At 70.6% G+C, this 19,753-nt stretch carries 31 protein-coding genes; 4 read left to right on the forward strand and 27 right to left on the reverse strand.

Translation table 11 applies throughout. The features are described from left to right. Positions 1–135 precede the first annotated feature (135 nt). Complete coding sequence (locus ACFYNU_RS20715; RefSeq protein ID WP_356590421.1) at positions 136–264, forward strand: hypothetical protein; 129 nt, start codon at positions 136–138, stop codon at positions 262–264. Positions 265–271: 7 nt separating this feature from the next. Here the strand turns inward: ACFYNU_RS20715 and ACFYNU_RS20720 are convergent, their stop codons facing one another. From ACFYNU_RS20720 to ACFYNU_RS20850, 27 genes are all read right to left on the reverse strand, one after another. Then, entirely contained in the window at positions 272–1,738 is a 1,467-nt protein-coding gene (locus tag ACFYNU_RS20720) for a phage capsid protein (protein WP_356590423.1), read from the reverse strand. Then, positions 1,725–1,907, reverse strand: coding sequence for a hypothetical protein (locus tag ACFYNU_RS20725; RefSeq protein WP_356590425.1), 183 nt, complete (start codon positions 1,905–1,907; stop codon positions 1,725–1,727). Before ACFYNU_RS20725 ends, ACFYNU_RS20720 begins: the two co-directional genes overlap by 14 nt. A gap of 13 nt (positions 1,908–1,920) precedes the next feature. Further along, positions 1,921–3,153 carry a PBSX family phage terminase large subunit gene (locus ACFYNU_RS20730; RefSeq protein ID WP_356590427.1) on the reverse strand — a complete coding sequence of 411 codons (1,233 nt, stop codon included), beginning with the start codon at positions 3,151–3,153 and terminating at the stop codon, positions 1,921–1,923. Further along, positions 3,143–3,670 (reverse strand): helix-turn-helix domain-containing protein, encoded by a 528-nt coding sequence (locus ACFYNU_RS20735; protein WP_356590429.1) that lies wholly within the window; start codon positions 3,668–3,670, stop codon positions 3,143–3,145. The genes ACFYNU_RS20730 and ACFYNU_RS20735 overlap by 11 nt, the downstream gene beginning before the upstream one ends. A gap of 180 nt (positions 3,671–3,850) precedes the next feature. Further along, positions 3,851–4,105, reverse strand: coding sequence for a hypothetical protein (locus tag ACFYNU_RS20740; protein WP_356590431.1), 255 nt, complete (start codon positions 4,103–4,105; stop codon positions 3,851–3,853). Positions 4,106–4,148: 43 nt separating this feature from the next. Then, positions 4,149–4,580 (reverse strand): hypothetical protein, encoded by a 432-nt coding sequence (locus ACFYNU_RS20745; RefSeq protein ID WP_356590433.1) that lies wholly within the window; start codon positions 4,578–4,580, stop codon positions 4,149–4,151. Positions 4,581–4,660: 80 nt separating this feature from the next. Continuing rightward, positions 4,661–5,287, reverse strand: a complete 627-nt coding sequence (locus ACFYNU_RS20750; protein WP_356590435.1) for a hypothetical protein — start codon at positions 5,285–5,287, stop codon at positions 4,661–4,663. A gap of 62 nt (positions 5,288–5,349) precedes the next feature. Continuing rightward, entirely contained in the window at positions 5,350–6,504 is a 1,155-nt protein-coding gene (locus ACFYNU_RS20755; protein WP_356590437.1) for a hypothetical protein, read from the reverse strand. Positions 6,505–6,670: 166 nt separating this feature from the next. Further along, positions 6,671–7,534: a hypothetical protein gene (locus tag ACFYNU_RS20760; protein WP_356590439.1), complete on the reverse strand. Its 864-nt coding sequence runs from the start codon at positions 7,532–7,534 to the stop codon at positions 6,671–6,673. 18 nt (positions 7,535–7,552) lie between these two features. Further along, entirely contained in the window at positions 7,553–7,825 is a 273-nt protein-coding gene (locus tag ACFYNU_RS20765; RefSeq protein WP_356590441.1) for a hypothetical protein, read from the reverse strand. Further along, complete coding sequence (locus ACFYNU_RS20770) at positions 7,822–8,571, reverse strand: hypothetical protein (protein WP_356590443.1); 750 nt, start codon at positions 8,569–8,571, stop codon at positions 7,822–7,824. The genes ACFYNU_RS20765 and ACFYNU_RS20770 overlap by 4 nt, the downstream gene beginning before the upstream one ends. Then, entirely contained in the window at positions 8,568–8,897 is a 330-nt protein-coding gene (locus ACFYNU_RS20775) for a hypothetical protein (RefSeq protein WP_356590445.1), read from the reverse strand. Before ACFYNU_RS20775 ends, ACFYNU_RS20770 begins: the two co-directional genes overlap by 4 nt. Next, complete coding sequence (locus ACFYNU_RS20780) at positions 8,897–9,568, reverse strand: hypothetical protein (RefSeq protein ID WP_356590447.1); 672 nt, start codon at positions 9,566–9,568, stop codon at positions 8,897–8,899. The genes ACFYNU_RS20775 and ACFYNU_RS20780 overlap by 1 nt, the downstream gene beginning before the upstream one ends. Positions 9,569–9,662: 94 nt before the next feature. Further along, a complete protein-coding gene (locus ACFYNU_RS20785; RefSeq protein WP_356590449.1) occupies positions 9,663–10,154 on the reverse strand; it encodes a single-stranded DNA-binding protein in 492 nt (163 codons plus the stop codon). Between the two features lie 3 nt (positions 10,155–10,157). Continuing rightward, complete coding sequence (locus tag ACFYNU_RS20790) at positions 10,158–10,658, reverse strand: HNH endonuclease signature motif containing protein (RefSeq protein WP_356590451.1); 501 nt, start codon at positions 10,656–10,658, stop codon at positions 10,158–10,160. Positions 10,659–10,767: 109 nt separating this feature from the next. Continuing rightward, a complete protein-coding gene (locus ACFYNU_RS20795; protein WP_356590453.1) occupies positions 10,768–10,932 on the reverse strand; it encodes a hypothetical protein in 165 nt (54 codons plus the stop codon). After that, the gene (locus tag ACFYNU_RS20800; RefSeq protein ID WP_356590455.1) at positions 10,929–11,408 is read right to left on the reverse strand and encodes a hypothetical protein; all 480 of its coding nucleotides are present in this window, start codon (positions 11,406–11,408) and stop codon (positions 10,929–10,931) included. Before ACFYNU_RS20800 ends, ACFYNU_RS20795 begins: the two co-directional genes overlap by 4 nt. Then, positions 11,405–12,100 carry a cell surface glycoprotein gene (locus ACFYNU_RS20805; RefSeq protein ID WP_356590457.1) on the reverse strand — a complete coding sequence of 232 codons (696 nt, stop codon included), beginning with the start codon at positions 12,098–12,100 and terminating at the stop codon, positions 11,405–11,407. Before ACFYNU_RS20805 ends, ACFYNU_RS20800 begins: the two co-directional genes overlap by 4 nt. Next, positions 12,097–13,086: a mucin-2 gene (locus tag ACFYNU_RS20810; RefSeq protein ID WP_356590459.1), complete on the reverse strand. Its 990-nt coding sequence runs from the start codon at positions 13,084–13,086 to the stop codon at positions 12,097–12,099. Before ACFYNU_RS20810 ends, ACFYNU_RS20805 begins: the two co-directional genes overlap by 4 nt. A gap of 74 nt (positions 13,087–13,160) precedes the next feature. Then, positions 13,161–13,307 carry a hypothetical protein gene (locus ACFYNU_RS20815; RefSeq protein ID WP_356590461.1) on the reverse strand — a complete coding sequence of 49 codons (147 nt, stop codon included), beginning with the start codon at positions 13,305–13,307 and terminating at the stop codon, positions 13,161–13,163. Then, on the reverse strand, positions 13,304–13,924 hold the full coding sequence (locus ACFYNU_RS20820; protein ID WP_356590463.1) for a DNA methylase: 621 nt from the start codon (positions 13,922–13,924) through the stop codon (positions 13,304–13,306). The genes ACFYNU_RS20815 and ACFYNU_RS20820 overlap by 4 nt, the downstream gene beginning before the upstream one ends. A gap of 152 nt (positions 13,925–14,076) precedes the next feature. Beyond that, a complete protein-coding gene (locus tag ACFYNU_RS20825) occupies positions 14,077–14,721 on the reverse strand; it encodes a hypothetical protein (RefSeq protein WP_356590465.1) in 645 nt (214 codons plus the stop codon). After that, the gene (locus ACFYNU_RS20830) at positions 14,718–15,794 is read right to left on the reverse strand and encodes an ERF family protein (protein WP_356590467.1); all 1,077 of its coding nucleotides are present in this window, start codon (positions 15,792–15,794) and stop codon (positions 14,718–14,720) included. Before ACFYNU_RS20830 ends, ACFYNU_RS20825 begins: the two co-directional genes overlap by 4 nt. Beyond that, positions 15,791–16,171: a hypothetical protein gene (locus ACFYNU_RS20835; RefSeq protein WP_356590469.1), complete on the reverse strand. Its 381-nt coding sequence runs from the start codon at positions 16,169–16,171 to the stop codon at positions 15,791–15,793. The genes ACFYNU_RS20830 and ACFYNU_RS20835 overlap by 4 nt, the downstream gene beginning before the upstream one ends. Further along, complete coding sequence (locus ACFYNU_RS20840; protein WP_356590471.1) at positions 16,168–16,542, reverse strand: hypothetical protein; 375 nt, start codon at positions 16,540–16,542, stop codon at positions 16,168–16,170. Before ACFYNU_RS20840 ends, ACFYNU_RS20835 begins: the two co-directional genes overlap by 4 nt. Positions 16,543–16,608: 66 nt before the next feature. Beyond that, a complete protein-coding gene (locus ACFYNU_RS20845; RefSeq protein ID WP_356590473.1) occupies positions 16,609–16,800 on the reverse strand; it encodes a hypothetical protein in 192 nt (63 codons plus the stop codon). Then, on the reverse strand, positions 16,797–17,042 hold the full coding sequence (locus tag ACFYNU_RS20850) for a hypothetical protein (RefSeq protein WP_356590475.1): 246 nt from the start codon (positions 17,040–17,042) through the stop codon (positions 16,797–16,799). The genes ACFYNU_RS20845 and ACFYNU_RS20850 overlap by 4 nt, the downstream gene beginning before the upstream one ends. Positions 17,043–17,264: 222 nt before the next feature. On the opposite strand from ACFYNU_RS20850, the gene ACFYNU_RS20855 reads away from it, so the two are divergent. From ACFYNU_RS20855 to ACFYNU_RS20865, 3 genes are read left to right on the forward strand one after another with little or no spacing between them, the layout of a single operon-like run. Further along, positions 17,265–17,720 (forward strand): helix-turn-helix transcriptional regulator, encoded by a 456-nt coding sequence (locus ACFYNU_RS20855; RefSeq protein ID WP_356590477.1) that lies wholly within the window; start codon positions 17,265–17,267, stop codon positions 17,718–17,720. 15 nt (positions 17,721–17,735) lie between these two features. Then, on the forward strand, positions 17,736–18,101 hold the full coding sequence (locus ACFYNU_RS20860) for a hypothetical protein (protein ID WP_356590479.1): 366 nt from the start codon (positions 17,736–17,738) through the stop codon (positions 18,099–18,101). Continuing rightward, positions 18,098–19,723 carry a recombinase family protein gene (locus tag ACFYNU_RS20865; RefSeq protein ID WP_356590481.1) on the forward strand — a complete coding sequence of 542 codons (1,626 nt, stop codon included), beginning with the start codon at positions 18,098–18,100 and terminating at the stop codon, positions 19,721–19,723. Before ACFYNU_RS20860 ends, ACFYNU_RS20865 begins: the two co-directional genes overlap by 4 nt. Positions 19,724–19,753 lie beyond the last annotated feature (30 nt).

Here is a 19,753-nt window from a genome sequence, read left to right on the forward strand (position 1 = left end):
TATTTAGGGCACCGACCGATCGGTCGGGCTCCTGAGCGGCGAGTTTCACGCACGGTCACGTTTGGTCGCAGTTGGCGGGCTGGATGTATCTCCCGGCGCCCGGCTTCCGGTCCGGTAAGAAATATCGTCGGCGACATGACTGAATCACTTGACGCCTTCGGTGGCGCACTGACAGCGCTTGTCCTCGTCGCCCTGGCCCACCCTGACCCGCGCTTGCGCGCCACTGCTGAGCGGCTGCTACGGATCATTTTCCGAACCGAGTGAGGCACGCTCACATTGGAAATGCCCCGACGGGGTCCGGGGCTGCGGCGCCGGTCTCGGCGAGGATCGCCCGCACCTCGGCCTGTACTGCCGTGTCGTCCCACGCCGGGTTAAGGATCTTGACCTTCGTCGCGGTCGACACGGCCCCGGCGCGGGCGAGGAGGTCGAGCGTGGTCGCCGTCTGCTCGGCCGACTCCGCGACGCCGTCACCGAACTCCACGCGTGGACGCGCGGGCGTGATGCGCCGGCCAAACAGCTTCGCGTCGAGTTGCAGCAGCACGTGACACATGTCCGCCACGCCGTGTTTCCAGTGCCCTACCTTCTTCCGACGGGTCACCATCGAACGGGCGTTGCGGCTGTCGACCTCGGTCGCAGTGACGGGCTGTCCATCGCCGTCAAGGCCGAAGCTCTGCGGACTGTAGCCGGCGGACTGGGCGGCCTGCCTGGTGATGCTCTCCGCAGTACGGGCGTGCTCCTCAACCCTGATGGCGAACTGCGCCAGAGTGATGCCCGCGCCCTCGTTGGGCGGCATCTTGAGGCCGTGCCAAACTTCGCGGTCATCGTCGAACGACGCCCCGCGGCCGGGACCCTCGTTCCGCATGTACCCATCGGGCACGATCAACCGCGCGCGGGCGAGGCGAATGTCGCGCATCCACGATGTCCACGTCGTGTTGAGGGCGGCGAACTGGTCATAGATCGGTGCTGCGTAGTCGCTGCGTCCGATCGGGCTCGCCCGGTGAAGCCGGTTGGGAAGCATGTTGGGCACGTAGGCGACGGTCAGATCCCGGATGCCGGTCGCGATGCTGTCGCCGTCGGTGTCGAGGGAGCCGACCAGTTCGGCCGTGTCGGGGTGCTCGGGAAGCGGCGTGATGCGCCCGACGTTGTCGCGCGTACCGCGGTACAGCCGGTGCACGATGCGACCCGACTCGTGGCGCTCGAAATGCCGCCAGACGACCGACTCGGTCGAGCCGTCCAGCTCGCGCCAGAAGGTCACGGCGCGCAGCATGCCGAACCGGAACTCGGGTATGGCGGCGTCGGCCTGGCACACGGTCAACAGGGGGCGGTCGACTAGGTCGCGGTCCCATGTCGCCCGGAGGAAGACGCCAGAGAGGGCGGCGGCCTGCTCGGCGGCGCCGAGGAACGTCGCATGCGCGCGGCCCTCGTCGAGCAGCTGGTCGAGTCGATCCTGTGTGGGCTTGCCCTCGACCGTGATCCGGGGCATGTCCGCGAACAACAGGTCGGCGCTGGTCGTGGCGATGTCGCCGGCGAGCGGAACGTGTAGGCGGGTTTCACGGTCGGCGCGTTGCGCCGGCTTCCGCCCCCACGTACGCCGCACGGCGTGCCGGTCCTGCTCGCCGTGCACGCGGGCGAGGCGCTTCGGGTCTCCGCTGTACCAGGCGTCGTCAACGCGCATTGCGGCGTAGTGCGGCGCCCACGCGGGCGGCGGCCACGCGGCGCCATTCTCAGGGAGTGCCATCGTCGCCCCCTTCCTGTGGTGCCTCGCACGTGTCGGCGGCGCGGCGGAACAGGGCGCCGAGCGCGTCGCGAACCGTGTTGCCGGGTTCGAGGATGAGGTCGCCCACCTCGACGGTGTGATCGCCGACGGTGAGGGTTACGGGCAGGGTGAGCATGGGCTCGGTGGCCATGTCGGCGGCCTCCTTACGCGGCGAGGGTGAGCAGGTGTCGCCACTCGTGGGCGGTCGAGTGGATCACGTACCGCAGTGCGTCACAGCTGTGGTCGTTCTGCTTGACGGGCTTGTCTTCGCCCTTGTCGGCGGCCGACTCATCCCAGACGTAGCCGGGCAGCTCCGAGAGCAGTCCCTCGCACGACCGGTGCACGCGGAGCAGTCCGGCGCCGAGCAGGTTCGAGACGCTGCGGATTCCGTCCACGACCTCGTTCGAGGCGCGGGCAACGCCTTCGTAGGCGTCGGCCCACAGCTGCGTGATGAACGACGCCGCGCTCGGGTCGATGAACGTCCACTCGGCCTTGATGCCGAGGTCGGCGACCCACTTGCGCAATGCTGCGCTGTACTGGGCGTCGGTCATCTGCCGGTGCGCGGTGCGGGAGTCGTGGCGCCACTCGGCACACGCGTACAGCCGGCCGTCGACACCTTCGCCGAGCAGGATCGCCGACGTGGCGTTGACGGTGCCATAGTCCACGCCGATCCAGTGCCGGCGCATCTCGGGCAACTCGTCGACGACGTGCTCGGACTCGTCCCACATGTCGTAGATGGCGCCCTCGGCCTGGACCCACAAGCCCAAGACGTTGCGCTTGTAGAACAGGCCGCGGTGCGTGGACTTGATCCGCTGTTTGTACTCGTCATCGAGTCCCGGATTGTCGTCGAGTACGAAGTGCCACGACCTGAGTCGGGCCTCTTCCGGCCTGAGCAGGTACTCGCGGCGTAGCCAGTGCTGCGGGTTGTCGGGGTTGGTCGTCGCGAAGATCTGCGAGCCGGGCACGCTGCAACGGGCGGTGAGCTGGTCAAAGAAGCTCTTGGGGAGCGTCGTTGCCTCGTCGACGTAGGCGCCGGCGCACGTCAGCCCTCTTACCTTCGGCTCGGCCTGGGCGTCGTTGGCGCCGAGGGCGTGCACGGTACGGCCGAGGACTGTCGCCGTCGGGGCCCCGCTCGTGTAATGGACGTCCTGAGCAAGCTCCCCAAACACGTGGGGGTTCGACAGGGGACCGAACACGTTCCGGGCGAGGCTGTCGCGGGTGCGCCCGACCATGACCAGTTCGCCGCCCGTGGGCGGGTCGGCGACGTATCCCAACCACTTGAGCAGGCTGGCGATCGTCTTACCCGACCTGACCGACCCTTCCCAGATGTTGAGGAATGCCGCAGCCTCGACGATCGAATCGACCTGCTTCGGGGAGAGGCCGAGGTCACTGTTCATCGTCGCCGCCGGTCGGCGCGCCGTGGCGCTCGGCGTAGTTCCGGGCAAGGCCGTCCATCAGGCGACCGATCACGGAACGGGACTGCTCGCCGGCTTCCTCGCGGGGCGGTGCGAGTTTCAGGGACCGGTCGAGGGCGGCGCCGGCGGTGGCCATCATGGTTCGGCGGTCGGCGGGGGTCGGCTCGTTCTGCCACTTCTGGGCGTAGGTGTGATCCTTCCCGCCCCACTCGAAGTACAGGTGCCGTTCGGTCATCTTCGCGAGTTCGCGCTCGGCGATGTCGTGGAGGGTGATGGCGAGGACGGCGCGGCGGGCGGCGAGGTCTGCACGGCGTACCTGGGTGGCGACGGTGACCTCGGCGGCGCGGTCGAACGACAGCGGGGGGTCGAACGATGCGGCGATCTTCGACACGGTCGAGGGTGATCTCTTGATCGCCCGTGCGATGTCGTTCCGGCTCTTGCCCGCGGTGTGCAGCTTGCGGACCTGGGCGCGGTCGTGGTCGTCGATGGGGCGGCCCACGGCTCACCCCCTCGCCGAGGACATGCGAACGCCCCGCCGCTGGTCGGGGAGCGGCGGGGCGTTCGGGGAGGGCGTCCGTTTCCGGGCACGCCGGGGTCGCGTCCGACTTTAGGTCACGAACGGATAACGGCGCAACTCGTGTGCGCGGCGCCGTCGGCGACCGGTCGCGCGTACCGGAAATCAGCTACCGGTGTGGTTCCTCTTGTGGCGCTCTGACGCTTCCTCCCACGTCAAAGTGAACTGGTGATAGGGCCTGTCACTGTCGAGAACGCGGGCGAGTTCGGCCTCGGTACGGTCGCGCGCTGCCTCGGCCGCTTCTTCTGCCCGCCACTCGACGACTTCCTCGCGCGTCGCGTCCACGACGATGAACGAGTCGGTGACGGAGTCGAAGACAGCCAGTCGGCCGTCCGGTTGCCTGATGATCTGCTGTCCCATGGCGGTAATCCTCTCGTGAGTGTCCGACATCGCCCCTGTTCGGTCACGCGGACGGTGCCGTTCCCGTCGGACGGCCGAGCAGTTCGTCGGCGTACTGGTGCCGGATGTGCGGGCCGGGCGGCGGTCCGGTGAGCCTGCGACCGACGGGCGGCGTCGGACGCGCGGCGCCCCTGTCCGACGGTCCGTCGTACCCGCTGGTCGGGCGCCTGGCAGGCAGTTGCTCGACGAACTGATAGGCGCCGAGCGTCGGCGCGACGCCGCGGGGAACGACACCGTGGGCCCACGCGGTCCGGTACATCTGGGCGACCTGTCCGACGGCCTGTCGGACAGCGTCGGCGAACGTGCCGTCGGCGCCCATGGTGCTCATGATGACTGCGAGGTCATCAGCGAACGCGTCGGTCACGCGGACGGTCGGACGGGTGCCGGCCTTCGGTGCGGTCGGCTGCTTGCCCTGGGTAGGGTTGGCGTTGGTCATGGTGGGGTTTGCTCCCATCGTGGTTAGTCGGCCCGCCCGGTGGTGACGTCACCGTGTGCGGGCCGCACCTGTGTACGGGGTTACTGATCGGCGGCGGGGCGCTGGCGCAAGATCCGGTAGACGTACGTTTCTGACACGCCGAGGTCTTCGGCGGTGGCCGCGACGGCGACGCCGTCATCGGCGTCGGCGTAGATGAGCCGCGGAGTGACGGCGGCGGCGGCCTCGGCGGCAAGGCGCAGCGCGCCTACCTCGCTGGTGTCGAGGTCGATGGCGAGGCGGTCGAGCAGAGCGGCGCGGCGGGCGGCGTCGTTGGCGGTGTCGGCCCACTCGTCAGCGATGGCGCGTACGTACTCGAACGGGTCGCGGTCCTCGTCGGGGTCGCCGCCGGCCGCGATGATCTCGGCGCGGCGCTCCTGCTCCCATTTGTTGATCATGGCGAGCATCTGGGCGGCGAGGCGCCGGCCGGCGGGGGTGGGTTCAAGAGGTCCCTTCATGGCGCGGCGGATGCGGCCCGGCGTCCACACGGTGCCCTGCTCCTCCTGGTCGGCCTGCTTCCATCCCGTGTTGGCCAACATCCCTTCTACAGCGGCCTGCTGCCCCGCAAGGGACGTCGGGAAGTTGCTCGCGTCCGCGCGGGTGTAGTGCGCGACGGTGGGCTCGTCGCCCTGCTGGTTGCCCTGCTCGTCGGGCTGGTCGGTGTTGTTCACCTGTGCACTCCTGATGGTCGGTACGGGGCCCGCCCTCGGTCGAGGGCGGGCCGGTCGGTGGGTTACTGGGCGGCGCGGCCGTCGAACAAGGCGCCCTGTTCCGTCGAGCCGTCGACGACGAACAGGACGTCGTCGGCCTGGTGCTCGCCGATCCATGCGCCTTGCCACGTTCCCTCGGTGGCCTCGGCCTCCGTGACCAACTGGGCGGCGTACAGGGCTTCGGCGTCCGCGACGGTCTCGACGGCGGCCTCGACGTGCTCGGCGTGCTCGACGGCGTCGACGGCCCGTGCGGAGCGCTCGAACCCCTTGGCGGTCTCGGCCTCGACCTGGTCGAGGTGGGCCTCGGCGGCGGGGGCCTGGTCGTCGTCGAGGTGGGCGCGGTCGTTGAGGCGGTCGGCGTAGGCCGCCAACAGGGCGTCCTCGGCCTTGCTGTCGAGGGTCGGCCACGCGCCGCGGGCCTGCTGCGCGCGGCGTGCGGTGGCGCGGTGCTCCGTGATGCCGGCGGCCTGCTCCAGTGCCTCGAAACGGCGGCCGTGCGACTCGCGGGCGGGCTTGCCAGCGCGGGTGATGCAGCGGGCGCCCGCGGGGACGTGGCAGGTCGGGCAGATGACGGTCTCGGCGAAGTCGTCGGGCACGTTGGTGGCGCCCTGCTCGAACGCGTTCGTCGCCACGGGGGCGGCCTGTACGACGGCGGCCTCGACCTGCTCGGCGAGCTGCGCGGGCGTCAACTCGGAGACGTACAGGCGTCGGCGGCTGAATCCGTTGTGCCTGCGGATGACGGCGCGGACTTCGGGCAGGGCCTCGGCGCGGGGGGTCATCTCCTGGTACGTCTCGCCGTAGACGCGGGCGATCTCCTCGTCGGTGGTCGGGTCCGTGATGGTCCACCAGTCCGACGGCTCGTCGCGGACGCTGGCCGGGGCCTGCTCGGCGACGGGCTGCTCGACGACAGCGACGGGTGCCGGGACGGCGTGGCCGGCGCGCTGAATCCACAGGCGAGCGGCGCGCACCTGGGCGGGGGTGTGCAACTTGCGGTTTTCGAGGATCGCCTCGGCGTACGCGCTGATCACGTGAAGAACGCGGGTACTGGCCAGATCGACGACCAGGGTCCGGCCTCGGCCGCGACGGGCGGCGGCGAGGGCGTCGACGGTTTCGGCGTCGGCGATGGTCTGGCCGGTGAGGTGGTCGGCGAGGGCGCCGGGGATGGTGACTGTGCTCATTGGGGTTTGCTCCCTTTGGCTCGTCGGTCTGTGGTCCGCCGGGTGACGTCCGGCAGGACATCACCGTACCTAGTTCTGAACCAAGTACACAACTCGATTCAGAATCTAGTTCAGAAGAAGGTGGGGAGAAGGGCCGGCCCAACTCGGACCGGCCCCACGGAAGTTGCTACGGCTGCTGCTCCGCGGCCTGCCCGCGCGCGGCCATGAGCCCCGACCACAGGTCGACCAACTCGGCGCCCCGCCACGCCCGGCGTTGGCGCTCGTCGAGCAGGACCGGAGCCCCGCACGCCTGACCAGTCGAGCAGGTAACCACCGGCTCGCCCCCTTGCCGGGAGTGTCCGGCGAGCTGTCCGCCGCAGAACGGGCACGGGTCGTCGAGCAGGGTCGTCCGCCCGTCGCGGCCGAGGGCGCGATCGACGGTGCGGCGCGCGCTGCGGGCGGTCTGGGCGACGTGGTCGAGCAGTAGGGCGGGGATCGGCCCGAACAGGTCGCCGCTCATCTCGTCGAGGGTGCGCCCCTCGATCCAGACGGCGGCCCAATGCAGCCCGTACACGCGGGAACCGGGGGACACCGCGCGGGCGGTGACGGATGCGTTGTGTGTCGGCAGGTGCCATCGGGCGGGGTCGCTGTGGTCGTCCGGGTCGGCTATCCACAGGGTGTGTGCGGCGAGGAACGGCACGGGCACGCGCCGTACGGAGCGCTGCACCTGCTCGGCTATGGCGTCGGCGAGGTCGAACAGCTCGCGCTCGACCTCGATCGCTGCGTCGAGGGCGTCGAGGTTGAGCGGGGCCGGGTGCTCGCGCAACAGCAGGGGGAGACGGCCCACGGTCTCGACGGGCTGCTCGTCCTCGTCGGCCTGCTCGGCGAGGTGTCCGTCGATGTACGCGCGGGAGTCGCGGGGCGGCCATTCGGCGGCCGGGCGGCGCCCGATGGCGGCGAGCAGGTCGCCCCACTGCTCGCGCACGGATGCGAGGTCGCCGGCGGCGCGGCGGGCGATCGGCGGTGCGGCGTGGTCGAGGGCGGTCGTCATGCTGGGCTGCTCCTGTGCTCAGTGCTTGCGGCGGCGGGTGTGCGCGGGCCCGTGTGGGGATCGCCACGCGGGGCGGTCGCGCGCTGCGGGCGGCGGCGGGGCGAGGGCGTAGTCGTCCCTGCTCGCGGTACTGGCGGCCTCGGCGGCAAGGGCGAGGGCCTGGGCGGCGGCGCGAACGGCAGGGGTGACGGCCACGACCCACGCGCGCAATGCGGCGCCCAACTGCTCTACAGCGGCGCGCAGTTGCTCGGGGTCGACGGCCGTCGGCGGGGCCGGCTGCTGCTCGGTCACGTCCGCACCTGCTCTCCGAGGGCGTCGCGTACGGCGTCGGCCTGGTCGTGCCGGCCTTCTTCGTAGGCGAGGGTGTTGGGCAGGCCGAGGCGCGGGCGGGGCTCCGTGGGCAGTACGGCCCGTACGGCGGCGAGCTGCTGCTCGGCGGCCTGGGCGTGCTGGCGCTCGGCGCGGAGATCGGCCCCGTTGTCGCGGGCGTCCCTCTCGAACCGGTGGGCGCGGTCCTCGGCGGCGCCGAGCTGGTGGCGCAGCTTCTCGGAGTGCAGCCGGTAGCGATCGGCGCGCTCCTCGGCGTCGAGGCGTGCCGTGCGGTCGTACTCGGCGACTGCGACGCGTTCGGACGTGGGCCCGGTCGCGTTGCGTACGGCTTCGAGGGCGCCCTCGGCGCGGCTGAGGCGGGCGAGGGCGTAGGTGTAGGCGTTGAGGGAGTCCTCGCCGAACACGGCCCGGAACATCCGGAGCTGTTCCTCAGCGTCCGCGGCGCGCTGCTCGGCCTCGCGTATCGCTTCCTCGGCGGCCCTGGTGCGCTGCTGTTCGCGGCGTACGGCGGTGGCCTGTCCTCCGGCCTCGGCACGGTACCGGTTGGCTTCGTCGACTTCGGCCTCGACGTGGGCGCGCAACAGGGCGGCCTCTGCCGGGCTGAGGCTGCTTCCGCGCTGCGTGCGGGCGATCAGTACGAGCAGGGACTCGCGGCGGGCGTCACGGCTGCTCCGGGCGCGGGCGGCGCGGGTGGTGCGGCGGCTCATCTGTGGTTCTCCTGGGCGCGGTTGGTGATCTCTCGGCATGTGGTGCAGCCGCGGGGGCACGCGCGGCCCTCGCCGCGCGCAAGGCGGGCGAGGGCACGGTCGGCACGTCGGCGGCGCTGGCGGGCGGTGCCGTACGGAATGCCGCCGTAGAGCAGGCTCGGGGACACAAGCAGGCCGCCGCGGTGTGCGAGGTAGCGCCACCCCTGACGGCGGGCCATGCGCGGGCGGGCGAGGGGGCCGGGGTCGCGCCGGCATGCCCACAGACCGAGGGGCACGCCGGACGCGACGACCAGGGCGACGACGATCGCCCACGCTGCGCCGCTCACTACGACGTCTCGTCGGGCTCGGGGCGCGCCTGGATCTCCCCATGCGGCCACGACCATTCGCCGTTTTGGTGACCCTCGGCCGGGTCGTGGCCGGGGGCGTCGGTGCACTGGTGCCAGTCGCCGGCAAGGTCGGCGAACATCTCGTCGCACGTGTCAGGCTCGGGTTCCGGGCGCGGGCCGAGGATGCCGAACAGGGCGAGAACGGCGTCCATGGCGGCCTGAATCCTGACGCTGCCCATGACGGGCCCGTACGAGCCGACGGCGGCTCGCGCGGCCTTGTACGCGGCGTCGTACTCGCCTTCGGTGAGCACACGGGGGCGCGTCGTCTCGGCGGCGCGCTGCTCGGGCGTCGGCATGGCGGCGAGGCCGCGGGCGGCGACGTCGGGATCGTCGGCGGGCAGCTGGTCGGCGACGGCGGCGAGCAGGGCGTCGAGTCCGGCGGGGTGCGGTACGGGGGCGTCGTGAAGGGGGCACGGTGCGCCGGTCGCGAACGCCGTGTCGCACGCGCCAGCCGGGCTCTCAAGGGAGTTGGCGAGCTGTCGCAGGATGTCGGCGGCGACGGGGCGGGGGAGGTTGCACGCGACGTCGGCCGGTCCTTCGTTCGGCACGGTGACGATCAGGCGGTGAGTGTCGAGGCTGGCGACGGCGACGGCGTCGGGAATGCGGGTCACGGAGTGGTGCTCCTGTCTCGGTTCGAGGGGGCGAGGTGTTGCTCGCACGCGCGGGAAGGGCCGCGACCGGTCGCGCGCTGGCCGCGGAGCGAGGTCAGAACGGGGGCTCGTTGCTGTATCCCTGGGTCGACCACTGGTCGGCGGCGGGCTGCTGCTGGCTGTATCCCTGGGACTGCTGGCCGTACGGCTGCTGGGGGCGCGCCTGGGCGCCCTGAGTGGTGTTGTTGGCCTTGGTCACGGCGGCGGTCGCGCGGAGCAGGCTCGGGGCGACCTCGTCGGCCTGAATCTCGTAGTTGCTGCGCTTGGCGCCCTCGCGGTCCTCGTACTGGCGCTGAGTCAGCCGGCCCACAACGATCACGCGGTCGCCGCGCTTGATGGATTCCGCGACGTGCTCGGCCTGCTGGCGCCACACGGCCACGCCGAGGAACAGGGGCTCGCCGTCCTCGAATTCGTTCGTCTGTCGGTTGAACTTCCGGGGCGTCGAGGCCATTCGGAAGTTCGTCACGGCGGCACCGGACGGGGTGAACCTGAGTTCGGGATCGGCAACGACGTTGCCAATCATCGTGATTGTGGTCTCGCCACTCATGGGTTACGCGGCCCTTTCGAGGTGGGTTGTGCGGGGGCGGATGGGCTCGACGGCGGCGAGGCGGGCGGCACGGGCGGCGCGGGCCTGGTCGTTCTTGCACTTCCGGCACTTCCGCGTCCCGTTCTTCGCGCGGATGGTGTTCGCCTCGTCGTAGGCGTGGCCGGCCGGGCAATGCGTCACGGCGGCTCGCTGTGCGACGTGGTTCGTCGAGCGGAGAACGTTCACGCGGTGCGTGACGGCGTCGAGGTGGTCGGGTGCGACGCACGCGCGGCGGCGGCATCGGTGGTCGACCTCAAGGCCGGCCGGTATCGGGCCGACGTGCTGCTCGTAGGCGTAGCGGTGGGCCTTGACGGTGCGTCGGGCCACGTAGAACGTGCCGTAACCCTTTTCGTTCTGCGCGCCGTCCCACAGGTGGCAGGGGCCGGGGCAGTCCCGACGGAGGGACCAGGGGCCCGCGGTGTTCACCTTTGCGGCGAACCGGGCGGCCGGGGTAGGCCGGTCCATGGATGTACCTCCGTCGGGATGTAGGTCGTGCCGATGTTCTTTCCATGGATGGCGCGTGCCTTCCATGGATGGAAGATAGTACACATGTGCCATCGATGACCCGTTCGGATTACCCGTGGGGGTCGTTCTCGGCCTCGTCAAGGGTGATCGTCCAGCCCACGGAGGTCAGTTCGGCGGCGACCCGATCGGCCACGTCCGCGGCGCTCCGTAGACCGCTGTCCCGCGCGACCTCGACGGCGCCACGGATCGCAGCGACGGCGGCCGGCGGCATCATCGCTGCGCCCCGGTCACGTGCCGGGCCTCACGGCGTCCGCACTGGTCGCGGGCGACGGGCGGGCGCACCATCATGCGGGCGAGGTCGGCGCGGTCTCGCTCGGTCCGTACGGCGGCGGCACGGCGGGCGGCCTCGGCCTCGACGGCGGTGCGCTGCTGCTCCTCATGGCGGCGGCGTTCCTCGTCGGCCACCCGGCGGCGCTCGGCGACCAGGGCGGGCCCGTCGACCTCGAACCACGTCAACCACCGACCGTTTGCGATGCGCTGCTCAACGACCACGTAGGCGCCCTTGTCAGCCATGCTGCGGGCGATCCGGCGCGCGGCGTTACGGTCGCTGGTCGGTTTCACCGCGGGCCGGTCCGCGCGGTGGTTCCACGACCCCGTGATCAGGTAACCGCGCGTGTTCCGGGTGCGGTCGGTCGCGGTGGCACGGCGGCGGTGCGGCTGGCGCTCCGGGTGCTTCTTGTTCCGGTTCATGCCGGCTCCTTCGGGGCGTAGTGGCGTTCGGTGGCGAGGTCGAGGCGCGTCGGGTGGGCGGTACTGCGCGGGGTGCGGTGGTGCGTCCGGCACGGGTCGCCGACGGCGGCGAGGCACTGCTCGTACGGGCACGCCACGTCGAGCGGGTCGGGCAGTCCCTCGGCGGCGCGCTGCTCGCGCTCGGCGCGGCGTGGCCGGTAGGTCGCGAGGGTCTGGGCAACGGTGCGCGGGACGTAGCTGCCGAGGGCGGCGAGACGGCCGGCGGCGAACTGGTCGCGTTCCTCGCGGGTCTTACCGCCGGTCAACTCGCGGTAGGGCGCGGCCGGGATGGCACCGATGGCGACGGCCTGTCGGGTGGCGACCAGGGCCTCGCGGTACGCCGCGAAGTCGTCAGGGTCGACGGCCGGGACGGGGTCGTGGTGCCGGTCAACTACGTCGCGCTTGAAGTCGTGCCACGGGCGCGATACGTCCGACGGCTTGATCGGGTACGGGCTTGTCGCGATGTGGTGGCGTACGACCTGTGCAGCGTCCCAGTGACGGCCGTTGGGGTGCGGCGCGATCGTGGCGACGTCAGAGAGCAGGTCGTGCCACTGGTCGAGGGTTTCGTCGGCTGCGGTCTGGTCGGTCGGGGCGCTGCGCGGGTCGAGGCGCGCCGCGTAGGCGAGCAGGGCGGCAACTTCCTGGCGGTTCACTGGGCGGACTCCTTCGGGGCATCGAGGGCGGCCGTGCGGAACAGGTCGGCGGCGCGGGCCACACGGCCGGGGCGGGCGGCGTTGAGGGGGATCACGTCGGCGCTCGGCGATGTGGGGGCGCCGGCGGCAACGGGCGGGAGCGCGGTCCAGCCGGGCAGGAAGTACCGGACGGAGCGCGGGCGGGATCGGGCGCGGCCGAACTGCCCGCGGGCGTGGTCGACCAGGGCGGCGACGGCGGTCCGCTTCACGATCGCTTCGAGGCGGAACCACTCTGCGGTTTCGAGCGACCACTCGACGACGATCCCGGCGGCGGTGAGCGCGTCACGCAACGGGACGACGTTCGGGGGCACGGCCGGGGTCGAGCCGTAGCTAGCTTGCTGTACCTCCGTAGGAGGTACAGCGGGTCGGGTCGGGTCGGGACGGGGGGACCGTGACGGGTCCATACCGTCACGGTGTGACGGGTATCCCTGACCTGCGATGTCTTCCAGGAACTCGATCTGATTCGGGGACGGTTCACGATTTTCCGGCGTCGGATCGTCGTCGATTCGCTGACGATTCGCGCTCGGATCAGCGGGATTACGCTCCTGGTTCCGCTGTTCGGTGGCCCATTCTTCGGCGAGTCTCTGGCGCTCGGCGGCCTTGTCGCGGGCCCGCTTCTGGCGCTCGGCGGCGGCGGCGCGGTCGTCCTCGACGCGCGCGCGAGTCGGGTTGTAGGTCAGGAAATCGTGCATGACGAAATCGCCGGCGGGCGGCTGCTCGCACCCGGTGCAGTCGTGGCCGTGCGCGTGCCACAGACCAGACGCGACCAGCTTCCGGGCCTGGGGCGCGGTGCCGTACAGCTGGGCGACGACGCCCGGTATCACGCCCTCGGTCAAGTGCTGGGCGGCGTAGGCGCCGGCGCGGACCCACAAGCCGAGGGCGGCGTTACCGGCCTTCAACAGCTTGGGGTGCGCGTGCGCGGTGTCGTCGACTTTGAACCACGTCACGGGGGTTGTGCTCCTGTCAGGGGTGGGGCGCCGGCGGCGAGGGGCGTCGGTGGCTCTCCTCGCCGCCGGGCCGGTCACGGGGTCGGGCGGCGAGTGGTGCGGGCCGGCTGGTGCTCGTCGCACTTCCAGCCGCAGGGGTAGAAGCGGACGGGCACGGCTCCGCATCGCGGGTTGCCGTGTCCGCAGACCTTCGGCGGCGTCTCCTCGCGGGGGGCGCTCATGCGGCCCTGCCGTAGCGCTCGGCGAGGATCTGCTCGGCGGCCTGCTCCCCGAGAAACTGCGTGTACGCGGGCGGTATGGCCTCGGTCAGTTCGTGGCGCACGTCCGTCCACGTGATCCGCATGGCGTGCTGCATCTCGGCGACGGTGGCTTTCCCGCCTCCGTTGCCGTAGGCGGCGACGTACGGGCCGTCGTAGTGCTTGCCGTGGCGGTGTCCGCGGACGCGCCCACGGTGCGGAGTGTGGGGGAGCGCGAGGGGGAACCAGCCGTGCGCCTCGAACTTGCGGTGACGCAGGATCGGCAGACCGAACATCGTTCCGCACAGCACGACGTCGGGGCGTGCGTCGGGGTTCTCGATCACGTACGGCCGGCGGGCGGCGAGCATGGCCTCGCGGCCGGGCCCGATCAGGTTCGGGTACGTCTTGCGCAAGTGCCGGTTCGTGCCCTTGGTGATCGCGGCGCCGTACTGGCACGGCCACGACGCGTGGATGATGTCGAACTCGCGGCCGTGGGCCCGTATGTACTCGATCGCGTCGCCGCGGACGAACGCGAACGGGTAGTTCGGCTGCTCGTCCTGGTCGATGCCGACGACGTCGAAACCGGCGGCGTACCAACCCATGGCGGCGCCCCCCGCGCAACAACAGGCGTCGAGGACCGTAAGGCCGTTCCACGGGCGAGGGGGGAGCGGGAAACCCGTTCGTCCCGACGCCTGGGAGTGGTCCAACTGTCCGGGCACGTGGACAGTGCCCGGACGATCGAGGACCGGGGCCGTCACTGCTCGGGCTCCGCCGCGGCCGTGGCGGGCGCGGCCGGGGCGAGGGCGGGCAGGTGCTCGGCCAGGGCGCCCGTGCGCCACGCGGTGGCGACCAGGTCGCGCCCGCTGATCGGCTGCGCCTTGCTGCCTCGGGTGAAGGTGAGCCGGTGCGAGGCCGCCCTCGACGGCCGGATCTCGACGCCGGGCACGTCGTGCATCTCGCCCGTGTCCTCGTCGACGAACTTCGCCGTCCCGGCGGCGGTCGTCGCGGCGAGCACCTTGCCCGCGAAACCGGGGCGGACGGTGGTCACCACCTGGGCGGGCACGAACTCGACGACGTGCTCGGTCGGGAAGTTGTCCCGGACCCACACGCGGAACGCTTCCTCGTCGACGACCTGGGCGGCGCGCTCACCTGCCTGCCGCGACGATGAACCGACCTTCGTCCCGTCGGGCAGCAACGCGTCAACCTGGGTCGTGGCGCCGGCCTTGTACGCCTTGTCGAGCAGGTCGTCGGCGGCGGTCTTGGCCTTGCCGTACGCGTCCTTGACTTCGGCGAGCAGGGCGCCGAGTACGGCCTGTCGGGTCACGGCGTCGCGGACGACGACCGGATCGGGTGCGGTGGGCTTGGTCTCGGTCTGCTCGGCCTGGGGCTGCTCGGTCATCGGGCGCCCCCGTTCTCGATCATGGCGCGGAACGCGTCGAGCTGGGCGGCCGGGGCCTGCGCGATGGGCAGGCCGTAGACGCGCTCGAAATCGGCGTCGAGGGTCGGCAAGTTCGCACGCGAGGCGGTGAGCCTGAGCGCGTTCTCGGCCTCGGCGGCGGCGGCCTCCGCGGTCTTCGGCGCGGGCGGCGGCGGGGCCTGCTCACCCTGCGTCGGGGCGGTCGGGGTGCCCTGCTTTTCCTGCTGCTGCCCCTGGGCGCTCTGGCGCTTGCGGGCGGCGACGGCGTCGAGCTTGGCGAGGTAGTCGGCCGGGGCGCCGGCCCCGGCGGCGGCGGCCCGGATCTTGGCGAACTGCTCGGGGGAGGTGGCGCGTTCGGCGTGAGCGAGGTAGTCGGGCCGCTCGGGCTGCTGTTGCTGCCCCTGGGCGGCCGGCTGTTCCCACGGGCCCGGCTCGGCGCGGTTGCTGCGCCGCGGCTGCTGGCGCTGCTGCCCGCGCTGCTGGCGGCGCCCCTGGGTGCGCTGGCGCTCGACGCGGTGCTCGGCCGGTACGGAGTCGTCGCGGTCGCTGTCGTCGATTGACCGGGCGTCCACGGGGATCATGAACACCTGAAAGAGCATGTACTTGAGCGCGGCGCTCATGGCCTTGTTCGTGGACTTGTCAGCGGTGTCCATCGCCTCACCAGGGACGGTGACGTGGAGGCAGTCACCCGCGGGCCCGTAGATGCGGTAAAGCATCTTGATCACGGTGTGCGTGCCCTTCTCGCCGCGGGGCCGCTGGTTGTGCGAGGCGATCTCGGGAGCGATGAAACACCCGTGGTTGCGCATCGGGCCCGCCATGGCGGACATGGCGTCATCCACGCCACGGAAGCTGTAGTCCTGCTGCCTGTTCTTCTGGTCCTTACCGACGGGCATCACGTCGCGCATGACGCCGTGAATCACCTGGAAAACACGCGGCAGATCGGCCGGGGTGCCCGCGGGGGCGGGCTCGTACGCGGTCTTGATGAGCGGGGCGGGCTCGGCCTCGACCGTGGGCGGGGGCGGGGGCGCGGCCGGGTGCAGGGCTGTGACAGTCACGTGCGGGTGGTTCCTTCCGGGGCGGCGTGGTGCCGGATGTGGGCGGCGAGTCGGGTGATCCGGCCGGCGAGCGTGATCGCCGCGTCGGGGGCGAGCAGGTCGTCGAGGTCGGCGGCGATCGGGGTTTCGGCGGCCAGGGCCTCGCGGCTCCCGTCCGCGGCGGCGGCGCGCATCGCCGTCTCGTACTCGGGCACGTCGTGCCCGTAGATCGCCTGGTCGAGGTCCCGCACGTTCTCGCCGTGGCGGGTGAGCAGGCGCCCGACGGCGTCGGGGTCCGCGACGTACGCGAGGGCGAGGTCGTCGAGCAGGGTCTCGGCGCGGGCGCCGATCGGCAGGCGGACGGCGAGGCCGTCGGCGCTGAGCGTCGGCCGGATCATCCGTGCAGCTCCTCGGGCATCGACGCCTCGTCGAGGGCGAGGTCGCCCGTGAGCGCGTCGTAGACCTGCGGGCGGGTCCAGTCGGCGGCGGGGAACGCACGACGCAGCAGACGGCGGGCGGCGACGTGCGCGGCGCGGTCGGCCTTGATCGGCAGACCGAGGACGTCGTCGAGGACGACCCACGTCGCGACGCGCTGCTCGCCGTCGCGGTCGGTGTGCACGGGGACGGTCCGCACGCGGGCGGTACCGGGGGCGATCTCGTCGAGCTGACGGGCCAGTACGCCCGTAAGAGCAAGGCGCTTCCGGGCGGCGAGGGCGCCCTCGACGGCCTCGCCGGTACGGGGACGGGCGATACGCTGGGTGGTGTTCACAATCGGGCCTCTCGGGGTTCGGTCGTGAGGGCCGTCCGGGTCGCATCCGGGCGGCCCTTCGCGTTGTCAGGCGGCGGCGCGGTGCTCGACGGCGGGCGCCTGGGCGCACTGCTGCCGTTCGAGGCGGCGCAAGATGAGTTCGACCTCGGGGGCGAGCCGGCCGGCGGCGCGGTCGCTGTCGCGACGGGCGCGGGCGGCGTCAAGGACTCGGCGGGCGGCGGCAAATGCCTGCTCGCGGGGGATGACGGCGCCGTTCATGCGGCGGCCCGCGTGATGAGCTGACCGGCGGTCACGCCGTAGTGCTGCTCAACAGCGGCGGCGAGCCCGACGCTCGGGGCGGTCTTGCCAGTCCACAGACGCCATGCGGTGTTTCGTGCAACCTTCAACCGGCGTGCGGTGTCTGACGGTGTGTGGTCACCCGCTGCCTGTGCGGCGTTGACCAGGGCAGTGCGGTCGTACATACAGTCATCGCCCTTCCATGGATGGTGAGTTCCTTCCATGGATGGAACGCTAGCACGATGGACAGACGTTCGACGTACGCGTGTACGAGGGAATGGATCTTCTAAGTTCGTTGACAGACGGCACACAACTGGCAACAATCGGTCACCTGTTCGAGTTGCAGCGTCGCAGCTCAGGGGGGTGAACCGTGGCATACATGTGCGTTGCGGGCGGGTTAAGTCGATGCTGTGGTAGCCCTGTCCGGTGCGGGGTATGTTCCATCCATGGAACGAACGAACCCCCACGGGAACGAAGAAGACCGAGCCACACCCGAAGAGTTCGCCGCATGGCTCAAAGATCAACTAGGGCGCCGCGGTTACGACGTGCGACCTAGGGGCGGCGGGCAAACCCGCTTCGCCATCGACGCGGGAATCGCACAGGGAACCCTCAGCCGCGCAATGCGTGGCCAAGGAGCACCGGAAGTGCGAGTCCTCGAAACGATCGCCGAATTTCTCCGCGTTCCCCTCGCCGAGGTATTGGTCGCCGCCGGCATCCTCACCCGCGATGTACTGCAAGCCATTCAAGAAAAGGGCCCTCGACCCGACCCCCTGACACCCGAGGCGGCAGCCGGGGAGCTGGGAATTACCGACCCCCAGAAAATTGAACTCTTCGTCTCGATGACCGAGACCCTGCGAAAGCAGCGAGCCGAAAACGGCGAGGGACACGTCGCCGAGAACTAACGCACGGAGGCACCAGTGACCCACCTGTACGCGCCCATTTTCGCCTTCACCCTGCTTTTGGTGGGGCTTTCATCGGGCGTCATTGGATTACTGGGCAACAACAACGACATGTGGCGGGCCGGCGTATTTCTCGTCCTGACGGCCGTTCCGCTGTTCATCGTCCGCGCCGTGCACGACTCGCACCGAGTCAGCGACGACCAGCTCGCCGCTGCCGACACTGCCGGCTACTTCCGCGCGCTCGACCACGTCGCGCGCGGCCTGCTCGACGCTCACGCACCCCACAGCGGAGGCCACCGCCACGACCGCGACGAGCAGGCCGCGGGCAACGTGATCACACTGCGCCCGCACCATCCCAACCCACCCGAACGGAAGGCACAGTGACCCAACTCGACATCCCCGCGACCTTTCGCGGCTCGCCGACTGATGAGGACGGCGAGCCGTGGCTCGCATACATCCGCGTATCCACCTGGAAAGAGGAGAAGATCAGCCCGGAGCTTCAGCGGGACGCAATCAGCCGATGGGCCCGCCAGACAGGGCGCCGCATTATCGGATGGATTGAAGACCTCGACGTTTCCGGGCGCCACTTCAAACGCAAGATCATGACCTGTATTGAGCGCGTCGAGAACGGCGAGGCGCGCGGCGTCGCCGTCTGGCGTTACTCGCGATTCGGTCGCGATCGTACGGGTAATGCGATCAACCTCGCCAGACTCCAACAGGCGGGCGGAGAGCTTGAATCGGCGACCGAGCCGGTTGACGCCACAACAGCGATCGGCCGGTTTCAACGGGGCATGATCTTGGAGTTCGCGGCGTTCGAGAGCGACCGCGCCGGCGAGCAGTGGCGAGAGACGCACGACCACCGTCGGTACAAGCTCAGGTTGCCCGCACAGGGGCGCAAGCGGTGGGGGTACGTCTGGCATCGCCGGTACGACGCCACCACAGGCAAGCTGCGACAGGAGCAGTACATACCCGATGAGGCCACCGGGCCTGTGTGCGCACAGCTCTACATCGACTACGTCGACGGCAAGGGATTCAGCGCCTTGTGCGGGCGCCTCAACCGTGCCGGGCACCGGACCACGCAGGGGACGATGTGGAGTACAGAAACCCTCTGTCGCTACATGGACAGCGGCTTTCCCGCCGGCCTACTCACCGTGCACAACCCTGAGTGTCGGTGCCGGAAGACTAACGGGACCTGTAAGAATCACGTCTTCATTCAGGGGGCCCAAGAAGAATTGATTGACTTCGACCTCTGGGAGCGGTATCGGCAGCGCAGGAAGGAAGTAGCCGCGACCATGCCGCGATCCCGCGTCGGCCTCTACGAACTGACCGGACTGGCAAGGTGTGCCGAGTGCCGGCAGGGGACCAGCCTGAATACGGCCAAGCGCGAGGGGGTGAACGTGATCGGGTTCGCCTATCGGTGCAGCAAGCGTGCGAAGTCGGGCGCGACCGCGTGCGGGGGAATTCTCGTTGAGCGCGAGTTCGTCGAAAAAGAGGTGTTCAACTGGCTTACGGCCGAGGCCGCCGCGGGGATCGACGCCGCACCGCCGACCGAGGCCGCTCCCGCGCGGGACCTTGCGAAGGAGCAGGCTGCCAACCTGACGGCGCGCGCCCGTGCACAGGCCGAGGTCGACAAGCAGCGCCAGGCGCTCGCCCGACTCAGGGCAGAGCACGCCGCCAACCCGGAAGACTTCGGAACGGGGGAGTATGAGGAAGCGGCCGACGTGATCCGCGGCAAGCGGGCCGAGGCAGAGAAGCTACTCGACAGCATCCCCGACGTGGAGCCGCTTCCGGACCGCGCCGAGTTCGTGCCGCTGGTCGTCGGAACGGTGGCGGAGTGGAAGACCTTCAACGTCACAGAGCGAAACGCGGTGTTGCGCAAGATCATTCGCCGGGTCGCCATCATCCGGAAGGGTCCGGGGGTCGAGAACCACAGGGTTGAGATTCACCCCATGTGGGAGCCGGACCCGTGGCCGGACCCCAAGCAGAAGAAGACTACCGAGGGGTAGTGACATACCAATCGGTATGTGCGCAGAATC

The organism is Streptomyces sp. NPDC006643 (assembly GCF_042870175.1).
Classification (GTDB): Bacteria; Actinomycetota; Actinomycetes; order Streptomycetales; family Streptomycetaceae; genus Streptomyces.